General features: G+C 65.3%; 2 pseudogenes. Both read right to left on the bottom strand.

Annotated features, from left to right (window positions below):
- Window positions 1-1,175 (bottom strand): annotated as a pseudogene (gene mgtA / locus QZH66_RS16040) (magnesium-translocating P-type ATPase); the annotation flags it as partial.
- A gap of 4 nt (window positions 1,176-1,179) precedes the next feature.
- Window positions 1,180-1,432 (bottom strand): annotated as a pseudogene (locus QZH66_RS16045) (hypothetical protein); the annotation flags it as partial.

Genomic DNA, 1,432 nt, shown 5'->3' on the forward strand with positions numbered 1-1,432 from the left:
GTCTGCTCTGCCAGCGTCTGGGCCTGGAACACCCACCACATCAGCGCGAAGGTGAGGATGTCGAACACCGAGCTGATCGGGCCGAAGAACACCATGAAGCGGCCCAGGTCCTGCGGGTTCCAGCGCAGCGGCAGGCGCACCAGCTCTTCGTCGACGTTGTCGAACGGAATCGCGATCTGCGAGATGTCGTAGAGCAGGTTCTGCACCAGCAGCTGGATCGGCAGCATCGGCAGGAACGGCAAAAAGGCGCTGGCCACCAGCACCGAGAACACGTTGCCGAAGTTCGAGCTGGCCGTCATGCGGATGTACTTGAGCATGTTGCTGAAGGTCTTGCGGCCTTCCACGACGCCCTCTTCGAGCACCATCAGGCTTTTCTCCAGCAGGATGATGTCGGCCGCTTCCTTGGCGATGTCGACCGCGCTGTCGACGCTGATGCCGATGTCGGCGGCGCGCAGCGCGGGCGCGTCGTTGATGCCGTCGCCCATGAAGCCGACGATGTGGCCATTGGCGCGCAGCGCGCGCACGATGCGCTCCTTGTGCAGCGGCGTGAGCTTGGCGAACAGGTTGTGCTGCTCCACCAGTTGGCGCAGGCCGGCCTCGTCCAGGTCTTCGATCTGCGCGCCCAGCACCACGCCGTCGATGGGCAGGCCGACGTCGCGGCAGATCTTGACGGCCACCAGGTCGTTGTCGCCGGTCAGCACCTTCACGGCCACGCCGTGTTCGGCCAGCGCCTTGAGGGCCGGCGCGGTGGACTCCTTGGGCGGGTCGAGAAAGGCGATGTAGCCGATCAGGGTGAGCTCGGCCTCGTCGGCTACGCTGTAGACGGTCTTGCTCGGCGGCACTTCCTTGGCAGCCACGGCGACCACGCGCAGGCCTTCCTGGTTCAGTGCGCCGGTCACGTCCTGCACGCGTTTGAGCAGCGCGGCGTCGAGCGGCAGCACCTGCGTGCCGTCCTGGATGTGGCTGCACGCGGCCAGCACTTCTTCGACCGCGCCCTTGCAGATCAGCTCGTGGTGGTCGTCGCGTTCGGACACCACCACCGACATGCGCCGGCGCTGAAAGTCGAACGGAATCTCATCGACCTTGCGGTAGTCCTGCGACAGGCGCAGTTCGGTGCGCAGCTCCAGGTGGTCGAGCACGGCGCGGTCGAGCAGGTTCTTCAGCCCGGTCTGGTAGNTGGTCGTCGCGTTCGGACACCACCACCGACATGCGCCGGCGCTGAAAGTCGAACGGAATCTCATCGACCTTGCGGTAGTCCTGCGACAGGCGCAGTTCGGTGCGCAGCTCCAGGTGGTCGAGCACGGCGCGGTCGAGCAGGTTCTTCAGCCCGGTCTGGTAGTGGCTGTTGAGGAAGGCGAACTTCAGCACCTCGTCGGAGGTGGCGCCAAACACATTGGTGTGGCGTTCGAGCACGATCTTGTCCTGCGTCAGC

Origin of the sequence: Stenotrophomonas sp. YIM B06876, assembly GCF_030711595.1 — a bacterium.
Lineage (GTDB): Bacteria > Pseudomonadota > Gammaproteobacteria > Xanthomonadales > Xanthomonadaceae > Stenotrophomonas.